Genomic DNA, 18,873 nt, shown 5'->3' with positions numbered 1-18,873 from the left:
CTGAAGGGGAGGGAGAAAGCCTCTAGGGCCGCGACGCCATACCCAGCTTGATCGGCTTGGCGTCCTCGGCGAGCTCGCCGCGCTTCACGCCCCAAAGCAGGATGATCGGCGCCCCGACGTAGATCGAGGAATAGGTGCCGACGACGATGCCGAACATCAGGGCGATCGAGAAGCCGAACAGGGCCTCGCCGCCGAAGAAGGCCAGGGCCGCAAGCACCATGACGGCGGTGACGCCGGTGATTATGGTCCGCGACAGGGTCTCGTTCAGCGACAGGTCGATCACCTCGCGCAGCGGCATGGTCTTGTACTTGCGCAGGTTCTCGCGAAGGCGGTCGAACACCACGACCGTGTCGTTCATCGAATAGCCGATCACGGTCAGGATGGCGGCCACCATGTTCAGGCTGAACTCCAGCTTGAACAGCACGATCAGGCCGAACGTCAGGATCACGTCGTGCAACAGGCCGGCCACGGCGCCGAAGCCGAACTGCGGCTCGAACCGGAACCAGATGTAGGCGAACATCAGCACGATAGCCGAGCCCAGAGCCAGAAGGCCGGAGGTGAACAGTTCGCCCGAGACCTTGGAGCCCACGACGCTCACTCCGGAGTAGGTCACCTCGCCGACCGCGCCGGTGATGGCGCCCTCGACCTGGTTCACGACGGCCGTCTGGTCGCGACCTTCGGGGATCTGGAAGCGCAGGACGGCGGTCGAGCCGTCCTGGACGTTGGTGTCGCGCCGGGCGATGCCCTGCACGCCCACGTCACCGAGCTCCAGTTCGCCCACCGAGCTACGCACGGCCTCTAGGTCGATCGACTGACCGGCCGGCTTGGCGACCTCAAGCGAGGCGCCGCCCCGGAAGTCGATGCCCATGTTCAGGCCGGGATAGAAACACGACACGATCGCCGCCGTGCACAGCACGACGGACAGAACGGCCGCGACCCGCGCGTATTTGACGAAGTGGAAGTTCGTCTTCTGCGGCAGGGTCCTGATAAGGGGCCACCAGGTCATCGGGCGGACTCCGCGATCGGAAGGGACTTGGGTTTGGCGATCTTCAGCCAGTAGGCGAGCAGGATCTGCGCCACGAGCACAGACGAGAAGACCGAGGTGAACACGCCGATGGTCAGGGTCCAGGCGAACCCGCGTACCGGACCGGCCCCGAAGATGAACATGATCATCGCCGCCACCAGGGTGGTCAGGTTGGCGTCGATGATCGTGCCCATGGCCTTGTTGAAGCCAGCGTCCATCGAGGCGATCACCGACCGTCCGGCCCGCGCCTCGTCACGCATGCGCTCGAAGATCAGCACGTTGGCGTCGACGGCCACCGCGAAGGTCAGGATCAGACCGGCGATGCCGGGCAGGGTCAGCGTCGCCTGGGTCAGGGACATGGCCGCCACGATCAGGATGCCGTTCAGGATCAGCCCCAGCACCGAGATGCCTCCGAACAGGAAGCCGTAGGCCAGCAGCATGAAGGACACGATGATGATGAAGCCGATCATCGTCGACAACGCGCCGGCCTTGACGGCGTCGGCCCCAAGTTCGGCCGTCACGGTGCGGCGTTCCTCGACCGTCAGCGGCGCAGGCAGAGCGCCGCCATTCAGCAGGTTCACCAGCTCGGAGGCCTCGGCGATGGAGAAGTTGCCGGTGATCTGGCCTGTGCCGCCCGTAATGGGGCTCTGGATCGTGGGCGCCGAAATCACCTTGCCGTCCAGGATGATGGCGAAGGGCTTGCCGATATTGGCCGCGGTCGTCTCGCCGAAGCGACGCGCGCCCTGGCCGTCGAAGCGGAAGTCGATGGCGGGGCGACCGCTCTGGTCGGCGCCGACGCCGGCGCGGGTCAGGTTCTCACCCGAGACCAGCACGCGCTTCTTGACCAGATAGGGCGTCACACCGTCCGAACCCATCAGCAGTTGGGCGTCCGGCGGCACACGACCGGCGACCGCGTCCTGCACCGAGTTTTCGGTGTCGACCATCTGGAAGGTCAGCTGGGCCGTCTGGCCGATGACCCGTTCCAGGGCGGCGGGATCACTCTCCCCGGGGGCCTGGACGACGATACGCTCGGCGCCCTGGCGGGTGATGGAGGGCTCGCGGGTGCCCAGGCTGTCGATCCGGCGGCGCACGACCTCGATGGACTGGTCCACCGCCGTCGCGCCCATGCTGTTCAGCGTCGCCTCGGTGAAGGCCAGGCGAATGCGGTCGGGGCCGACGCGCTGCACCTGACGCTCGGCCACGCCGCTGGCGTTCGTCGGGCCGACCAGGGCCTGCAGCGCCGTATAGCCGGCGTCCTGGCGGGTCGGATCCGACAGGGTGATGATCGCGCCGCCCGCTTCACGCGAGATCTGGTTGGTGGCGATGCCCGCCTCGCGCAGCGAGACCCGGACGTCCTCGATCAGGTTGTCGACGCGCTTCGTCCGCATCGCGGCCACGTCGACTTCCAGCAGCAGATAGGATCCGCCCTGCAGGTCGAGACCCAGGTTCAGGGCGTTCTTCGGCAGCCAGCCCGGCAACGATTCGCGTTGCGCCGGAGACAGGGCGTTCGGGAAGGCCAGCAGCACGCCGAAGACGAGCGCAAACACGACCAGGATGATCTTCCAGCGCGACAGCTGAATCATGGACGGGGGTTCCGGTTCAGCGAGCCGAGGCTCACGCCTTGGAGTCGTTGGCGGCGATGGCGGTGCGGTTGCGCACCTCGGCGATCATGCCCTTGACCACCCGCACATTGACGCTGGGAGCGATCTCGACATTGACCTCTGCCTCTTCGACGCGGGTCACCTTGCCGATCAGGCCAGACGACAGGACGATGGTGTCGCCGCGCTTCACGGCCGCGATCAGGGCCTGATGTTCCTTCGCCCGCTTCTGCTGCGGACGGATCAGCAGGAAGTAGAACAGCACGAAGATCGCGACGAACGGCAGGAACTGCACGATCATGGCCATCAGGCCGCCTTCACCAGTGGGCGTCATTTGGTCATTCCCCGGGGGATGGGGCAGCCGCTTCCGGGCGCCCGTTTAAAACAAGGCGCGGAACCTAGGGCCGAGCCCCTGCGATTGCAACGCGGCGTGATGGTTCGGCGTCTCTACCGTGGCAAAACAGTCAACGGATCGATCGCCACCGGCTCGTCGCCCTGCATGCGGCGGGTCTCGAAGTGGATCGAGGGACGCCCGTCGCCGGCGGTCAGCCCGACCGTGCCGACCTGCTGGCCCGCCCGCACGTCCGCGCCGTCGTCGACCGTCGCCGAACCGAGATGCCCATAGACGGTCCGCCAGCCGTCGCGGTGAATGATCAGGACGGTCAGGCCCTGGCCGATGATGTCGTCGCCGACATAGGCCACGCGCCCGCCGGCCGCGGCGTTCACCGGTGCGCCCGCCGCCGCACCGATATTGATGCCGTTGTTGCGCTCGCCCAGACCGACCGGCCCGAACCGACGCAGGACCTCGCCCCGCACAGGCCATTGCAGGCTTGTGGCTCCAGCGGACGCGACGCCGGTCGAGCCGGTCGCATCCGGCTGTCGCGTCGGCGGCGGCGCGGCCGGATTTCCGGACGGCGGCGGAGGCGGCGGCGGAATCACCCCGTTCTCGGGCACCATGACCCCGACCGGCGCGGGACCGGTCGCATAGGGATCGGGGCCGGTGTCCAGCGCGCTGTCGGGCAGGATGATCGACTGGCCCACGGTGATCGCGCCGCGCGGCCCCAGGCCGTTCAGGTCGATCAGGTTCTGCACCGGGGTCTGGAAACGTCGTCCGACGCCCGAGATGGTATCGCCCGGCTGGATGACATAGGCCGCGCCCGCGTTGACGCTCATGGGCGCCCGGGGCGTCACATAGGACGGCGAGGTCGCGGGCGGCGTATAGGCGGGGGGATTGTAGGCCGGCGGCGGATAGTTGTCTGACGACGAGGATGAAGGCGGCGGCAGCGCCCCGCCCTCGATCCGCTCGGTCGGCGCGGTCATCGGCGGCGGCGCCTCATAGACCGGCGGCTGGGGCTGGGCGCCGTAGGGGTCGGCCGGGCGCACGCCGGGCGCGCCATAGCCTTCCATCGGCCGGGTCGAATAGCGCGGGGCCTCCGGATAGCTGGCGCAGGCCGTGGCCGCCATTCCGGCAAAGGCGATCGCCGCCGCCCTGATCCAGTTCGCCCCGACCCGATTGAAAAGACGCATCCGCCGCTCCCCGTTCACCCTGCCCGACATGCCCCGCCGGAGCCCGTAAGCCAACCCGCCAAAGCGCGCGAAAGTGGGGCGGAGAGGTTAACGGGCGGGCGCGAGACGTCTCCTCCCTGTTCGCCACCTGGCGAATGGGGAGGTGGATGCGAGCCCCTCGCGAGCAGACGGAGGGGTTGTTCGTGGGGCCAGAACCCCTCCGTCTCTCCGCTTCGCGCCGAGCCACCTCCCCCTGCGCAAGCGCGCACGGGGAGGTGACTTCACCCCTCCTTCGCCGTCCCCTCGACCAGGGGCACGAAGCGGACCTCGCACAGGCTCTCGCGGCGGAAGGACCCGTCTTCCTGGCCCGTATAGCGATGCAGCATCTGCACCGAGGTCCGGCCCACCGGCGCGACCAGCACCCCGCCGGGCTTCAGCTGTTTCAGCAGTTCGGTCGGCTCGTTCGGCGAGGCGGCCGTGACCATGATCCGGTCGAACGGCGCCTGTTCGGGCCAGCCGAGGCCGCCGTCGGAGTGTCTGGTGATGACGTTGTCGATGCCCAGAGTCCGCAGCTTGCCCTCGGCCTCGACCAGCAGGCTGCGATAGCGTTCGACCGAATAGACATAGCGCGCCAGCCGCGACAGCACAGCGCACTGGTAGCCGCTGCCGGTGCCGATCTCGAGCACCCGGTGGCGCGGCTCGACCTCCAGCGCCTGGGTCATCAGGCCGACGATATAGGGCTGGGAGATGGTCTGGGCGCAGTCGATCGGCAGGGCCTGATCCTCCCACGCCTGATTGAGGAATTTATGGTGCACGAACACGGCGCGGTCGATCGATTCCATCGCCGCCAGCACCCGGGGATCGGTGACCCCCTGTTGCCGCAGCGACAGGATCAGCCGCCCCGCCCTGTCGTCCTTCAGATTCATCCCGCCAGCGCCTTCGGCGGCGCCCCGCCCAGCAGGCCCTTCAGGTCGTGGACGCTGGGCTTGTGGGTCAGGTCGATATGCAGCGGCGTGACCGAGATCTTGCCGTCGTCCATGGCCCGCAGGTCGGTGCCCGGCGCGTGGTCCTGTTTCGAACCGCGGAAGCTCATCCAGTAGTAGTCGCGGCCGCGCAGGTCGGTGCGTTTGACCGCATGCATCTCTCCGGCCTGACGGAAGCCCTGCACGGTTACCTCGACCGCCTTGACCGCCTCAGGCGGCCGCGCCGGGAAGTTCAGGTTCATCACCACGCCCGCCTGCCAGGTCTCGGCCAGAAGACGGCTGATGATCGGCGGGGCAAAGGCCTCGGCCGTCTCCCAGTGGGCGGTGACGTCGTCGTGGAACCGCTCCAGCGACTGGCTCAATGCGATCGAGCGGATGCCGAACGCCATGCCCTGCAGCGCGCCTGCCACCGTACCGGAATAGGAGCAGTCCTCGCCCACATTGTGCCCGCGATTGACGCCCGACAGCACCAGGCCCGGCCTGGCGTCCATCAGGTTGTTGACGGCCAGGACGACGCAGTCGGTCGGCGTGCCCGTGACCGAGAACCGCTTGTCCCCGAACCGGTTGACCCGCAGCGGCTCGGTCAGGGTGATTCCCCGGCCCTTGCCCGACTGTTCCTCGTGCGGCGCAACGATCCAGACGTCGTCCGACAGCGTCCGCGCAATCCGTTCCAGACAGGCCAGGCCCTCGGCCTCGATGCCGTCGTCGTTGGTCAGCAGGATGCGCAAATCAGAAGCCTTTGGTGAGTCGGGAGGGAATAGCCGAATCCCCGCCCCCGCGCACCCTGCGACACCCTACTGGATGACGGCGATGTCCGTGCCCAGGATCACGAAGGCACCATCGCACTCGTTGCGGATGCTGGAACCCTCGTAATCATAGCGGTCGCCCGGCAGGTCGTCGGACCATTCCATGGGCGTGCCGGTGACCCGCACCTTCTGGCGCCCGATCGTGCTCGCCGCCATGCGCTGTTCGTCGCGCGGCAGGGCCCCCGAGACGCAGGGGCGACGCGTGCCCGCGACGTAGCGGTTCTCGCTCTCGATCAGCTGGAATTCCTCGCCCGAGAAATTGATCCAGCCTTCGAAGGTGGTCTGATCGGCGGTGAAGCCGGTGCTCTGGGCGGCGGCCGGACCGGTCGCGGCCAGCGACAAGGCCAGGGCTGCTAGAATCATCTTCATCTCCGGACTCCCTTGTTTCCGCTCATCCCCGCGAAAGCGGGGACCCAGTTCTGCAGGCGATCAACGCGGCAGAATTCGCACCGTTGCCCGATCCAGACGCCGTGACTCGAAAAACCACTGGGTCCCCGCTTTCGGGGGGATGAGCGGACTGGAAAAAAATCACCCGACGTGCGTCGCCCCGCCCATATAGGGCAGCAGGGCCGCCGGCACGGCGATCCGCCCGCCCTCGTCCTGATAGTTCTCCATGATCGCCACCAGCGTCCGCCCGACCGCGAGGCCTGAGCCGTTCAGCGTGTGCACGAACTCCGGCTTGCCTTCCTTGCGCTTGAACCGCGCGTCCATCCGCCGCGCCTGGAAGTCCCCGCAGTTCGAGACCGAACTGATCTCGCGATAGGTCCCCTGCGACGGCAGCCAGACCTCCAGGTCAAAGGTCTTCCGCGCCGAAAAGCCCATGTCGCCCTTGCACAGCAGCATCCGGCGATACGGCAGCTCCAGCTTCCGCAGCACCGCCTCGGCGCAGGTCGTCATCCGCTCGTGTTCGGCGTCGGACTGGTCCGGCGTGGTGATGGAGACCAGCTCGACCTTGTGGAACTGGTGCTGGCGGATCAGCCCGCGCGTGTCCCGCCCCGCCGACCCCGCCTCGGCCCGGAAACAGGGCGTCAGGGCCGTGAGCCGCAGCGGCAGCTCCTCCTCCGGCGTGATCTGCTCGCGGACGAGATTGGTCAGGGAGACCTCGGCGGTGGGGATGAGGAGGTGCTCGCCGACGCGGAACAAATCCTCCTCGAACTTCGGCAGCTGCCCCGTCCCGAACATCGCCTCGTCGCGCACCAGATACGGCGGATTGACCTCCAGATAACCGTGCTCGGTCGTCTGCACGTCGAGCATGAACTGGCCGATGGCGCGTTCCAGCCGCGCCAGTCCGCCCTTCAGCACCGCGAACCGCGCGCCCGACATCTTCGCCGCCGCCTCGAAGTCCAGCAGCCCCATGGCCTCGCCGAGATCTGCGTGATCCTTGGCCGGGCCACCGGCGCGCGGCGTGCCCAAGCGCGCGGTCTCGACATTGCCCGCCTCGTCCTCGCCGTCCGGCACGTTGTCGGCCGCGAGGTTCTTCTGCGCCGCCAGCAGGTCGCGCAGGGCCTTGCCCTTCGCCGCCTCGACTTCGCCGTGGCTCGCGATGTCGCCCTTCAGGGTCTCGACCTCGACCTTCAGCCGGTCGGCCTCCTCCATGTCCTTGCGGCCCATGGCGGCGCCGATCAGCTTGGAGGCCGCATTGCGCTTCGCCAGCGCCTCCTGCCCCGCCGTCTGGGCGGCGCGCAGTTCGGTGTCGATGCTCAGGATCTGGTCGACCAGCGCCTGCGCATCGTCCACGCCGCGCGACGACCAGCCGGCAACGAAATGGCCGGGGTTGTCTCGAATGGCTCGGATATCGTGCATGGCGCGGTCTTTTGGGCAGGCTTTGGGGAAGCGGATGCTCTAGCGGGCGTCGCCGCAGGGGGCAAACGCCCTCTCTTTCGTCATCCTCCGGCAAGCCGCGTCTTCGCGGCGCAGACCGGGGGACCCAGCGGCGCGCGATAGCGCGAACCTGTCGCGAACGAAGCGGTTTCGGATAGTCTGTATGAACAGATCGCCTTCGGCGCCGCTGGGTCCCCCGGTCTCGCTGCGCTCGCCGGAGGATGACGAAAGGATTTCATGACCCTGCACGCCCCCTACGACCCCTCGAACATCTTCGCCAAAATCCTGCGCGGCGAAATCCCTGCGGTGAAAGTCTGGGAGGACGACGCCGTCCTCGCCTTCATGGACGTGTTCCCCCAGTCCGAGGGCCACGTCCTCGTGATCTCGAAAACATCCACCGCCCGCACCCTGCTGGAGGTCGAACCCGACGTGCTGACCGGCCTCGCCGCCGCGACCCGGCGCACCGCCCGCGCCGTGGAGAAGGCCCTCAAGCCCGACGGCGTCTCGATCATGCAGTTCAACGGCGAGGCCGGCGGCCAGACCGTCTTCCACCTGCACGTCCACGTCATCCCCCGCTGGTCCGACCGCGCGCTGAAGGGCCACGGCCAGGCCGGCATGGCCGATGTCGAGGAACTCAAGGCGACGGCGGCAAAGATCGCGGAGGCGCTGGACTAATCTCCGCCTCCCCCGCTAAAGGCGGAGCAAGGCCGGCTTAGCTCAGTTGGTAGAGCGCCAGTTTTGTAAACTGGATGTCGCGGGTTCGATTCCTGCAGCCGGCACCACTCCTTCCGGGCCGCTCCCTCATGGCCGAACGCGCGATCAACAAACTGGGTCACCGCATCGGCGCGCGGGGCGGAAAGACGCGCGCCGCGATCCTCGACGCCACCCGCCGTCTGCTGGACCGCCAGCACCTCGGAGAAATCCGGGTCGCCGACGTTGCGCTCGAGGCCGGCGTGTCCCCGTCGAATTTCTACACCTATTTCAAGACGGTGGAGGAGCCGGTCCTGGCCCTGTGCGAAGCCGCCTCCGTCGATTTCGCACCCCTGTCGCGCCACCTTGACGGCGACTGGTCAACGGAAAACGCCTTCGCCGCTGCCCGCGCCTACGTCATGGACGTGCTGCTGATCTGGCGTGACCACGGCCCGGTCCTGCGCATCGAACACATGCTGGCCGACAAGGGTGAAGCCGGTTTCGTCGAGGCGCGCATCCGCCGTCTCCGTCGGGTCCACCTGTCGCTGGAGCGTCGTATCGCCGTCGCCCACGCCACCGGCTATCACGCGCCCGGCCTCGACCCGCGCCTGACCTCCTACGAGGTCGCCAACCTGGTCGAGTCGGTCGCCGCCGGCTTCGACCTGATGCGACGCGGCGACACCCCGCCCGACGCCATCATCGACACCACCGCCCACATCGTCGTGAAACTGGTGACCGGCCGCTGAAGCTGCGTCCGAAACTGTCGTGCGGCGCGCCTATGATCGTCGCGTCGAACGGTCTTTGACATCGCCTCAGAGATTTCCGCCGCGCGACTCTGTCGAGTCTGTAGACTCGTTTTTGGAGTCGCACCTCAGGTCGCCAGCGGCCCATAGAGCCAGGTCAGCCAGATCCCGATCGCCAGAAACGTGCCGAATGGCAGCTTCTGGGTCATTTCGACCTTCCTCCGCGTGATCAGCAGGGTCAGGACGATGCTGAAGCCCGCCGCACAGGCCCACAGCAGGACCGTCGGCAACCCCGTCCAACCGATCCAGGCCCCCGCCCCCGCGAACAGGATCGGATCCCCGCCGCCGAGCCCTTCCCTGCCGCGCACCCGCCGATAGATCTCGGCCAGCCCCCACAGGATGCCGAACCCGGCCACGGCGCCGACCAGTTGCGGGATCGGCCAGCCCTGGGCCAGCAGCGCCCCCGCGATCAGCCCCGTCGCGATCAACGGCAGGGTCAGCTCGTCCGGCAGCCAGAAATTCTCGGCGTCGATCAGGGCGATCAGCAGCAGTTGCCACCCGAGGGCCGCAGTCGCCCCGACCAGCAGCCAGCCGCTGTCATATCCCCACAGCGCCGCCCAGACCCCGATGGCCGCCGCCCCGCATTCGATCAGGATATAGCGCGGCGACACCGCCGCCCCGCACATCGCGCACCTGCCGCGCTGGACCAGCCAGCTGATCGCCGGAACCAGCTGCCAGGCTTTAAGCGTCTCGCCACAGCTCATGCAGTGCGACGGGGTGACGACGATCTCCTCGTCCCTCGGCAGGCGCACGGTCACCGCGGCGATGAAGCTGCCGAAGATCAGGCCCAGCAGGCCCATGACGATGGAAGCGTAGACAAGGCTCATCACTCCCCATACCCGCCACCCTCGGGATTGTCCCGAGGGCCCGGCCCCTTTCACCGTGCATCCCGGCGAAGGCCGGGATCCAGTGTTCGGTCAGGGCATGGAGCGCAGAGCCTTGAAGCATCAGCGTGTGCGTCTCTGGCCCCCGGCCTGGGCCGGGGTAGACGGAAAGGAAGCGTCAGCCCCCTCCGAGCGCCACTGCGATCCGGTAGGTGGCGAAGGACGCCAGATAGGCCAGGGCGAACATGTAGACGACCATGACCCACATCCATTTCCAGCTGTTCAGTTCGCGCTTCACCACCCCCAGGGTCGCCACGCACTGCGGCGCGAAGACATACCAGGCCAGGAACGACAGCCCCGTCGCCAGCGACCACTGGGCCGCCAAGGTCGCGCCCAGCAGGCTTCCAGCGCTCTCGACGTCGGCGATGGCATAGACGGTGCCGAGGGCGGCCACGGCCACCTCGCGCGCCGCCATCCCCGGGACCAGAGCCACGACCATCTGCCAGTTGAAGCCGATGGGGGCGAAGATCGGCTCCAGGGCGTGGCCGATCATCCCGGCGAAGGAATAGTCGATGGCCGGCTGGGTCGCGCCCTCGGGCGGATAGGGGAAGGTCGAGGCGGCCCAGACCAGGATCATTAAGGGCAGGATGATCCGCGCCGCCCGCTCCATGAAGATCCTGGCGCGGATCCACAGGTTCAGCAGCACCGACTTGGCGTCGGGCGTCTTGTAGGCCGGCAGCTCCATCATGAAGGGCTCGACCGCGCCCCTCCAGAACACCTTGCGGATGACGAAGGAGACCAGCAGCGCCGACACGATCCCCGCCGCATAGAGGCCGAACATCACCAGCCCCTGCAGGTTGGCGAAGCCCCAGACCGTCTGCTGCGGAATGAAGGCGCCGATGATCAGGGTGTAGACCGGGATGCGCGCCGAACAGGTCATCAGGGGCGCGACCATGATGGTCGTCAGCCGATCGCGCTTGGCGTCGATCACCCGCGCCGCCATCACGCCGGGAATGGCGCAGGCGAAGGAGGACAGCAGGGGGATGAAAGCCCGCCCATGCAGCCCCGCCCCGCCCATGATCCGGTCCATCAGGAAGGCCGCCCGCGCCATGTAGCCGAAGTCTTCCAGCAGGATGATGAAGGCGAAAAGGATCACGATCTGCGGCAGGAAGACGAGCACGCCCCCCACGCCCGCGATCACCCCGTCGACGATCAGGCTCTGCACCAGAGGCCAGACCGGCCCGCCGTGGGGCACGACCGCGCTGACACCCGCACCGATCAGGCCGAAACCCGCCTCGATCGCGTCCATCGCCGGCGTCGCCCAGGCGAACACCGCCTGGAACATGACGAACAGCAGGGCCATCAGGACGACCAGTCCGATGACCGGATGCAGCAGGACCCCGTCGATCCTGCCGGTCAGGGTGTCCGGCCGCTCCGGCGGACGCACCGCCGACCGCATGATCTGCTCGGCCCGGCGATGAGCCTCGCGAATGGCCTCGGCGTCCGGCGCGGTCCATGTCTCGCCCTCGGACGTCCACCCCGGTCCCGCCGCCGTCTCGATCTCGGCGACCAGGTCCTCGATGCCACGCCTGCGCGTCGCCACCGTGGTCACGATCGGCACGCCCAGTTCGACGCGCAGCCTCTCAAGATCGATGCGCAGGCCCTGTCGCTGGGCGATGTCGTACATGTTGAGCGCCAGAACCATCGGCCGCCCCACGGCCTTCAGCTCCAGAATTAGCCGCAGCACCAGCCGCAGATTGGTCGCATCGGCCACCGCCACGATCACATCCGGCACGGCCTCGCCCACCAGTCGCCCGAGGACCGCGTCGCGCGTGACCTCCTCGTCTGGGCTGCGGGCGCGCAGCGAATAGGTCCCCGGCAGGTCCAGCACCGACATCGACCGGCCCGAGGCGGCCAGAACCCGGCCCTCCTTCCGCTCCACCGTGACCCCGGCGTAGTTCGCGACCTTCTGGTGCGCGCCGGTCAGGGCGTTGAACAGGGCGGTCTTGCCCGAGTTGGGGTTTCCGACCAGGGCGACCCGCAGGGGCCTGACAGCGACGTCCATTATTCAGCGGCTTCCAGCAGGATCGGGGCCAGGTCGACAGTCAAGCTGGCCGCCTCCTTGCGGCGCAGGGCCACCCGCATGTCATCGACCTTCAACGCCATCGGATCACGGCCGAAGAGACCCTCGTGCAGCAGTTCGACGTTCGCCCCCTCGACAAAACCCAACTCCAGCAGACGGCGCTCCAGCTCCACTTCGCCGGCCTGATGGTGGCAATGGTCGCCGACCGAGACGATGACGCCGCGGTCGCCTACGCGGGCGTCGCTCAACTTGATGACACTGGACATTGCGAACGCTTATCAGGAGCGGAAGGAAAGTCCAGCGACAGACCTCTCTCTCCCCCTCCGGGAAGGGTTGTTGGAGCCCCCGGGTCCGAGCTTCGCTCGGCCCGAGGATGAACTGCGCGGAGACCGGATGGACGCGGCAAGGCGACCCAGACAAGGCCGTCATGGGACACCATGCCGCCGTCACCCGGCGGTTCGCGCCTTGCCACCCCCTAGGGGTGGGGCGAGAGGGCTATTCGGCGGCGGCCGGGACAGGATCGTTTGCGACCGCTTCCTGGGCCTCCCACTCCTCGATCTTGCGGGCGGTATATTCGGGCGACCTGGTGAAACGCGCGAGCGCTCCATAGATCACCGGCACCACGAACAGGGTCAGCAGGGTCGAGAACATGGCTCCAGTGAAGATCACCACGCCGATCGTCTGGCGGCTTCCGGCCCCCGCACCCTGCCACAAGACAAGCGGCAGAGCCCCGAAGGCCGTGGCGATAGACGTCATGATGATCGGGCGCAGACGCAGCGCCGAACTCTCGACGATGGCCTCCTTGATCGAACGGCCCTGGTCTCGCAACTGATTGGCGAACTCCACGATCAGGATGCCGTTCTTGGCCGCGATCCCGATCAGGATGATCAGCCCGATCTGCGAATAGATGTTCAGGCTGGAGCCGGCCATCAGAAGACCGAACAGCCCGCCCGCCGCTGCCAGAGGCACTGTCAGCATGATCACCGCCGGGGTGATCCAGCTCTCGAACTGGGCGGCCAGCACCAGGAAGACGAGCAGCAGGGCCAGGGCGAAGGCCCAGGTCACGGCGCCGCCGGCCTCCTGCTGGTCGCGCGCCGCGCCGCCGTACTGCAGGGTGACGACGCCCTGCGGCTGCTGCGCCGCCTGCTCTTCCATGAAGGTCACGGCATCGGCGATGGTCATGCCGGGGTCAAGGTCCGCCGACAGAGTGATCGCACGTTGGCGGTCGAGACGGCGACGGTCGGGCGTGTCGCCCGAGGTCTGCGTCGTGACCACCGACGACAGCGGCACCAGTGCGCCGGACCCCGCTCCCACATACAGCCGTTCCAGATCCCCGACAGACGTGCGATTGGCCCGCTCGGTCTGCAGGATCACGTCGTATTCCTGCCCGCCGCGGATGTAGGTCGTGGCCAGGCGGGATCCGAACATGGTCTCCAGTGTCCGCCCGATCTCCTGGGCGGACACGCCGAGGGCGGCAGCCTTCTCCGGATCGACATCGACCAGCAGACGCGGCGCATTGGGCTCGTAGTTCAGACGCGGGCGTGAAAAGCCGGGGTTCTCCAGCGACGCCGCCAGAAGCGGTTGCAGCCAGTTGTAGATCTCTTCGTACTCAGCGCCCGTGGCAATCAGTTCGATCGAGTTCCCGCCGCCGCCCCCGCCACCACGCTGGAAGGCCCCGGGAGTGGAGGCGTTGACCTGGGCGCCCGTCTGGGAGCGCAGCTTGCCGTTCAGTTCCTGGGCGATTTCGTCCGCCGAGCGCTCGCGCACCGACCAGTCCTTCAGGATCAGAGACGCGTTGCCGGAGTTGTAGCTGCCGCCGCCGAACCCTGGGGCGGAAATCAGGAAGCTGTCGACCTCGCCCGCGTCCTTGTACTCCGCCAGGATCGGCTCGAGGCCCATCATGATCTGGCGTGTGTAGTCGAAGCCGGCGCCCTCAGGCCCCTGGACGCGCACCTGAACCCGACCCCGATCCTCGGGCGGCACAAGTTCGTCCGGCAGGCTCAGGAATATGCCCCCGGCCCCCGCGCCGACCAGAAGGATCAGCAGGGAGACGCCGATCACGGCCACCCGCTTGCCGACCATCGCGTCCAGCGAATGGGCGTAGGAGTTCTTCAGCCCGTCCATGGCCCGGTCGACGTTGCGCGCCAGCCAGCCCGAGCCGGCAGCGGGCTTCAGGATCTTGGACGCCAGCATCGGCGACAGGCTCAGCGCCAGGAAGGCCGAGAAGGCCACGGCCGCGGCGATGGCCGCCGCCAGCTCGACGAACAGCCGCCCGACGTATCCGGGCAGGAACAGCAGGGGCGCGAACACGGCCAGCAGGGTCACGGTGGTGGCTATGACGGCGAAGAAGACCTGACGCGTGCCACGCTCGGCGGCGACCAGCGGCGGTTCGCCGTGGTCGAGGCGGCGCTGGATATTCTCGGTCACCACGATGGCGTCGTCGACCACCAGTCCGATGGCCAGCACCAGAGCCAGCAGGGTCAACAGGTTCAGCGAGAAACCAAGCGGCGCCAGGACGATGAAGGTCGACAGCAGGCAGATGGGGGCCACGATTGACGGGATCAGCGCCGCCCGGAAGCTGCCCAGGAAGATGAAGTTCACGAAGGCCACCAACACCATGGAGATGCCGATGGTGATCCACACCTCGTCGATGGCGTGCGACGTGAAGACCGAATTGTCCGAGCCGACGACCAGCTCGGTGCCGGGCGGCAGTGTGCCTTGCAGTTCCTCGACCAGGGCCTCGACGCCCTTTGAGATTTCCAGATCGTTTGACTGGGCCTGACGGGTCACGGCCAGACCGATCTGATCCAGTCCGTTGCCGCGGAAAAGGCGGCGCGACTCGGCGGGGCCTTCCTCGACCCGGGCGATGTCGCCCAGACGGGTCACATAGGTCGCGCGGGCCTGCAGGGCGCCGGTCGCGCCCGAGCCGTTGGGTATGGGGCCGGTCGAGACCGCACCCGAGGCGCCCGCCGAACCGATCGAGGCCGATCCGGCCGTGCCGATCGGCAGGCGGGCGAAGTCCTGGGCCCGCGCATAGGTGCGGGCCACCCGCACGGTGTAGTCCTTGTCCGTCGATTCCAGCGCGCCTGCGGGCAGTTCAACGTTCTGGCTCGTCAGGGCCTGTTCGACGTCCGAGACGGTCAGGCCGCGCGCGCCCATGGCGGCGGCGTCCAGCCAGATGCGCATGGCGTAGCGCTGCTCGCCGTAGATCTGGGCCTGGGCTACGCCCGGCACGGTCGCCAGACGGTCCAGCAGGTTGCGGTCGGCGTAGTCGGTCAGCTCCAGCCGGTTCATCGACGACGACCGCAGGAACAGGATCATGATCGGCTGGCTATCGGAATCGGCCTTTGCGACTTCCGGCGGCTGGGCCTGGGCCGGCAAGCGGCCCTGCACGCGGCTGACCCGGTCGCGAACGTCGGAGGCGGCGACGTCGATATCCCGGTCCAGAGCGAATTCGATGGTGACGTTCGATCGGCCGTCGCGGCTGGACGAGGTAATCCGCTCGACGCCCTGGATGCCGGCGACCTGCTGCTCGATCGGCTCGGTGATCCGGTTCTCGATGACTTCGGCCGAGGCGCCTGCGTAGCTGGTCGAGACCGAGACGATCGGCGGATCGACGTCCGGCAGCTCCCGCACCGGCAGGAAGAAGAAGGCAGCCGCGCCGATCACACACAGCACGATCGCGGCCACGGCCGCGAACACCGGCCGCCGGACGGAAATGTCGGAGAGCATCATCGTGCGGCCGCCTGCGGCTGCCCGGCGGCGGACGGTGCAGGCGCCGGGGCCTGGGCGGCGACCTGTGTGGCAGGCCTTGCGCCCCCGGCTCCCGCAACCGTGATCGGCGCATTGGGCTGAATGCGGTTCAGGCCGGAGCCGACAACGCGGTCATTGGCCGCCAGACCCGAGACGATCTCGACGAAGCCGTTCTCCACCGCTCCCGTCTCGACCGTCACACGCTGGGCGGTCGAGCCGCGCTCCCCTGAGGCGATGCGATAGACGAAGGCGCCGTTGCCTTCGTACTGGATGGCGGATTCAGGCACCGACGGCGTCTGGCGCTGGCCCTGCTGGATACCGACCCGCATCAGCATGCCGGGACGGATGCGTCCGCCGGGGTTAGGGAACTCGGCACGTGCGGTCACGGCGCGCGTCGTCTCGTTGATCCGGGTGTCGATCAGGGCGATCCGGCCCGAGAACTGTTCGGAGCCATAGGCGTCGGCCGTGGCCACGATCGGCAGGCCCTGACGCAGCAAGGCGAGGTAGCGTTCAGGCACCGGGAAATCGACGCGGATCACCGAGGTGTCATCCAGGGTGGCGATGACGGCTCCCGGGCTGATCAGGGTGCCCGGCGTCACCGACGACAGACCCAGGGTGCCGGCGAACGGCGCCCGGATCATCCGGTCGCCGCGACGCGCCTCGGCGGCGGAGAGCGAGGCTTGGGCCGTCTCCAGCGCCGTTTCGGCGTCTTCGGCGGACACGCGCGGCGCGATGCCGCGCTCGGCCAGCGCCTTGAACCGGTCGAATTCGCGCTGGGCCTGCGCCACCTGTGCACGGGCCTGAATGATGCTGGCGTCTTCCTCGCGCGCCTGCAGCTGAACCAGAGGCGTCCCCGCTGCCACGCGCTGACCGTCGCTGAACAGGACGGCGGTGATCAGCTCGGAGGTGCTGGAGGTGACGTTCACCGACCGTCGGCCGCGTGCAACGCCCAGCACATTGATCTGGTCGCTGAAGGGCCGCAGCGCCACCACAGCCTCGGACACCGCCTGGCCGCGCCCGCCGCCGGGTCCGCCCCGACCTCCCCCCGGCCCGCCGGCGCCTGGCTCATCACCCGCGAAGGCGACGCGCAACACGGCCGCGACGATCATCAGACCGAGCACGGCGGCGGCGATGACGAGGAACAAATGACGTCTGATCACGCGGTTCGATCTCTTTGAGCAAGCGGGCGGCCCGGAATACCCATTCCGCCTCGCTAGGCAACCTAAAGAGTTTGTAACGTGCGCCGTTCCAGTTTCCGGCGCGCCAGACTGTCGCGGATCAAAATCTCCGCCAGAGGGCGATCACCGCACCCTCCGCCAGCGGCGTTTCCCGGCCCGCGACCGTGCGCCGCCACCCGGCCTGCAGGCTCCAGCGACCGAAGTTACGCACCACCGAGGTCTCGACAGACAGCCAGCGTGCGCCGTCGCCGTCTGTCATGCCGCCAAAGGCCTGGCCCAGCACCATCCAGCCTTCGCCGAAATGGCCGCCCACGGTGAAGTCCGCCCGGGTCTCGTCCGGCAGGCCGTCGCGCATGCGCCGGGCCGCCTGGATCTCGACGAATGATCGGTCCGGTCCCCATCCGCCGGCCAGACCCCTTCCCGGCCCGCCCAGCGAATGACCGGCCGACACCCGGACCTCCCAGTCCTGCTCGCCGGCGCCCGGCGCGGCATAGCCTGCGTTGCGCCCGTCGCCGGAGATCGAATAGCCGGCATACAGGCTGACCGCGTTCCGATCGTCACGATACGCCTGCCAGGCCACGCCCAGTTCGACGGGCCCCCGCCCGTCATAATCGACGAAGGCGTCCTCGCCCGACTGCCAATCGCCCTTGAACTGGACGGTCAAAGTCTCGGTCAGCCCGTATTGGGCGAATACGCCCAGCGACCGGTCCTCGCGTTCCATCGGCAACGGCAAGACCGCGCCGGACGGATCGCAACCCTCCTTCGCCCGCATCGTCTCCGCCTTGACGATGACCTGGCCCTTGCCCTTGCGCTGGGTCCAGGCATTGGCGTCGGCCGACGTAGCCGCCGTCGCGAGCAACAGGCCCGCGAGGCAGCGACAGAGCATCAGGCGTCGTAGCCAGGCGATTTGCGATCCACCAGGCGCAGCGCGCCCGGCCAGGCCAGAGCGGCGATGAAGCCGATGCCCCTGCCCTGCTCCTTCGTCTCGGCCTGGGCAGCATCGGGCGCCATGAGGACGTGTTCTCGCCCGCCGGACAGCGCCGCGACCTGCTGGGCGCAGGCGCGCTCGAGGAAGAACATCCCGACCCAGGCCGCAGCCGCCGTCTGTCCGACCGCCAGCGTCCCGTGGTTTCGCAGCAGCATCAGAGGCTTGTCGCCCAGGTCCGCCACCAGCCGCTCGCGCTCATCGTGGTTCAGCGCCAGACCCTCATAGCCGTGATAGGCGACCTGGTGCTGCAGCAGACAGGCGTTCTGGCCGATCGGCAGCAGCCCCTCGGCTTGCGCCGCCACTCCGACGCCGGCCACGGTGTGCAGGTGGATGACGAAATGCGCGTCCTCGCGCGCCGCATGGATCGCAGAGTGGATCGTGAAGCCGGCCGGATTGATGAAGTTCTGTGTCTCCTCGACGATGTTACCCTCCAGATCGACCTTCACCAGGGACGAGGCGGTGATCTCCTCGAAATAGAACCCGTAAGGGTTGATCAGGAAATGGTGTTCCGGCCCCGGCACTCGCGCCGAGATGTGGGTGAAGATCATGTCGTCCCACCCGTTCAGGGCGACGAGCCGGTACAGGGCGGCCAGGTCGACCCGCGCCTGCCATTCCTCGGCTGAGACCCGCGATTTCAAAGACTGGGCTGCGCCGTCGGCCATACTAAATCCTCCATCGCCTCTTGCCGGGCGACGTTGGCAACGTCGCGCCAACACCGGATCGGGTCAAGACGCACCACATTCAGGCTTCGTTAACCGAGTTTTCACCTCCTGCGGCCAAGGTTGAAACTGCTCGGATGCTCAACGTCCGGCCGGA

Annotated in this window: 17 protein-coding genes and 1 tRNA gene; 3 read left to right on the top strand and 15 right to left on the bottom strand. The window is 67.9% G+C overall.

Annotated elements, in window-relative coordinates; translation table 11 throughout:
- Positions 1-22 precede the first annotated feature (22 nt).
- From secF to serS, 8 genes are all read right to left on the bottom strand, one after another.
- Positions 23-1,006 carry a protein translocase subunit SecF gene (gene secF, locus ACP7AU_RS00695; RefSeq protein WP_426035195.1) on the bottom strand — a complete coding sequence of 328 codons (984 nt, stop codon included), beginning with the start codon at positions 1,004-1,006 and terminating at the stop codon, positions 23-25.
- Positions 1,003-2,607, bottom strand: a complete 1,605-nt coding sequence (secD, locus tag ACP7AU_RS00690; protein ID WP_426035193.1) for a protein translocase subunit SecD — start codon at positions 2,605-2,607, stop codon at positions 1,003-1,005. Before secD ends, secF begins: the two co-directional genes overlap by 4 nt.
- A gap of 31 nt (positions 2,608-2,638) precedes the next feature.
- On the bottom strand, positions 2,639-2,956 hold the full coding sequence (yajC, locus tag ACP7AU_RS00685) for a preprotein translocase subunit YajC (RefSeq protein ID WP_303695452.1): 318 nt from the start codon (positions 2,954-2,956) through the stop codon (positions 2,639-2,641).
- Positions 2,957-3,069: 113 nt separating this feature from the next.
- Positions 3,070-4,149 (bottom strand): peptidoglycan DD-metalloendopeptidase family protein, encoded by a 1,080-nt coding sequence (locus ACP7AU_RS00680; protein ID WP_426035191.1) that lies wholly within the window; start codon positions 4,147-4,149, stop codon positions 3,070-3,072.
- A 260-nt stretch (positions 4,150-4,409) separates the two neighbouring features.
- Entirely contained in the window at positions 4,410-5,054 is a 645-nt protein-coding gene (locus ACP7AU_RS00675) for a protein-L-isoaspartate(D-aspartate) O-methyltransferase (protein ID WP_426050204.1), read from the bottom strand.
- On the bottom strand, positions 5,051-5,839 hold the full coding sequence (surE, locus tag ACP7AU_RS00670; RefSeq protein WP_426035187.1) for a 5'/3'-nucleotidase SurE: 789 nt from the start codon (positions 5,837-5,839) through the stop codon (positions 5,051-5,053). Before surE ends, ACP7AU_RS00675 begins: the two co-directional genes overlap by 4 nt.
- A gap of 66 nt (positions 5,840-5,905) precedes the next feature.
- Positions 5,906-6,286, bottom strand: coding sequence for a hypothetical protein (locus tag ACP7AU_RS00665; protein ID WP_426050203.1), 381 nt, complete (start codon positions 6,284-6,286; stop codon positions 5,906-5,908).
- Between the two features lie 159 nt (positions 6,287-6,445).
- Positions 6,446-7,720, bottom strand: coding sequence for a serine--tRNA ligase (gene serS, locus ACP7AU_RS00660; protein ID WP_426035183.1), 1,275 nt, complete (start codon positions 7,718-7,720; stop codon positions 6,446-6,448).
- Between the two features lie 255 nt (positions 7,721-7,975).
- Here serS and ACP7AU_RS00655 point away from each other — a divergent pair, with 255 nt between their 5' ends.
- The 3 genes from ACP7AU_RS00655 to ACP7AU_RS00645 all read left to right on the top strand — a co-directional run bounded on the left by ACP7AU_RS00655 (position 7,976) and on the right by ACP7AU_RS00645 (position 9,174).
- A complete protein-coding gene (locus ACP7AU_RS00655; protein WP_426035181.1) occupies positions 7,976-8,413 on the top strand; it encodes an HIT family protein in 438 nt (145 codons plus the stop codon).
- 31 nt (positions 8,414-8,444) lie between these two features.
- Positions 8,445-8,520: transfer RNA gene (locus ACP7AU_RS00650), tRNA-Thr, on the top strand.
- 21 nt (positions 8,521-8,541) lie between these two features.
- On the top strand, positions 8,542-9,174 hold the full coding sequence (locus tag ACP7AU_RS00645) for a TetR/AcrR family transcriptional regulator (protein ID WP_426035179.1): 633 nt from the start codon (positions 8,542-8,544) through the stop codon (positions 9,172-9,174).
- Positions 9,175-9,299: 125 nt separating this feature from the next.
- Here the strand turns inward: ACP7AU_RS00645 and ACP7AU_RS00640 are convergent, their stop codons facing one another.
- The 7 genes from ACP7AU_RS00640 to ACP7AU_RS00610 all read right to left on the bottom strand — a co-directional run bounded on the left by ACP7AU_RS00640 (position 9,300) and on the right by ACP7AU_RS00610 (position 18,719).
- Positions 9,300-10,058, bottom strand: a complete 759-nt coding sequence (locus tag ACP7AU_RS00640; RefSeq protein ID WP_426035177.1) for a prepilin peptidase — start codon at positions 10,056-10,058, stop codon at positions 9,300-9,302.
- A gap of 175 nt (positions 10,059-10,233) precedes the next feature.
- The gene (feoB, locus tag ACP7AU_RS00635; RefSeq protein ID WP_426050202.1) at positions 10,234-12,120 is read right to left on the bottom strand and encodes a ferrous iron transporter B; all 1,887 of its coding nucleotides are present in this window, start codon (positions 12,118-12,120) and stop codon (positions 10,234-10,236) included.
- Positions 12,120-12,404, bottom strand: a complete 285-nt coding sequence (locus ACP7AU_RS00630; RefSeq protein ID WP_426035173.1) for a FeoA family protein — start codon at positions 12,402-12,404, stop codon at positions 12,120-12,122. Before ACP7AU_RS00630 ends, feoB begins: the two co-directional genes overlap by 1 nt.
- A 229-nt stretch (positions 12,405-12,633) precedes the next feature.
- Positions 12,634-15,870 (bottom strand): efflux RND transporter permease subunit, encoded by a 3,237-nt coding sequence (locus ACP7AU_RS00625; RefSeq protein WP_426050416.1) that lies wholly within the window; start codon positions 15,868-15,870, stop codon positions 12,634-12,636.
- Positions 15,870-17,051 carry an efflux RND transporter periplasmic adaptor subunit gene (locus ACP7AU_RS00620; RefSeq protein ID WP_426050201.1) on the bottom strand — a complete coding sequence of 394 codons (1,182 nt, stop codon included), beginning with the start codon at positions 17,049-17,051 and terminating at the stop codon, positions 15,870-15,872. The genes ACP7AU_RS00625 and ACP7AU_RS00620 overlap by 1 nt, the downstream gene beginning before the upstream one ends.
- 118 nt (positions 17,052-17,169) lie before the next feature.
- The gene (locus ACP7AU_RS00615; protein ID WP_426050200.1) at positions 17,170-17,955 is read right to left on the bottom strand and encodes a hypothetical protein; all 786 of its coding nucleotides are present in this window, start codon (positions 17,953-17,955) and stop codon (positions 17,170-17,172) included.
- Positions 17,955-18,719 (bottom strand): class II aldolase/adducin family protein, encoded by a 765-nt coding sequence (locus ACP7AU_RS00610; RefSeq protein WP_426035167.1) that lies wholly within the window; start codon positions 18,717-18,719, stop codon positions 17,955-17,957. Before ACP7AU_RS00610 ends, ACP7AU_RS00615 begins: the two co-directional genes overlap by 1 nt.
- Between the last annotated feature and the right edge of the window lie 154 nt (positions 18,720-18,873).

The organism is Brevundimonas sp. SL161 (assembly GCF_049896985.1).
Lineage (GTDB): Bacteria > Pseudomonadota > Alphaproteobacteria > Caulobacterales > Caulobacteraceae > Brevundimonas.
This window is presented reverse-complemented; position numbering and strand designations above follow the sequence as displayed.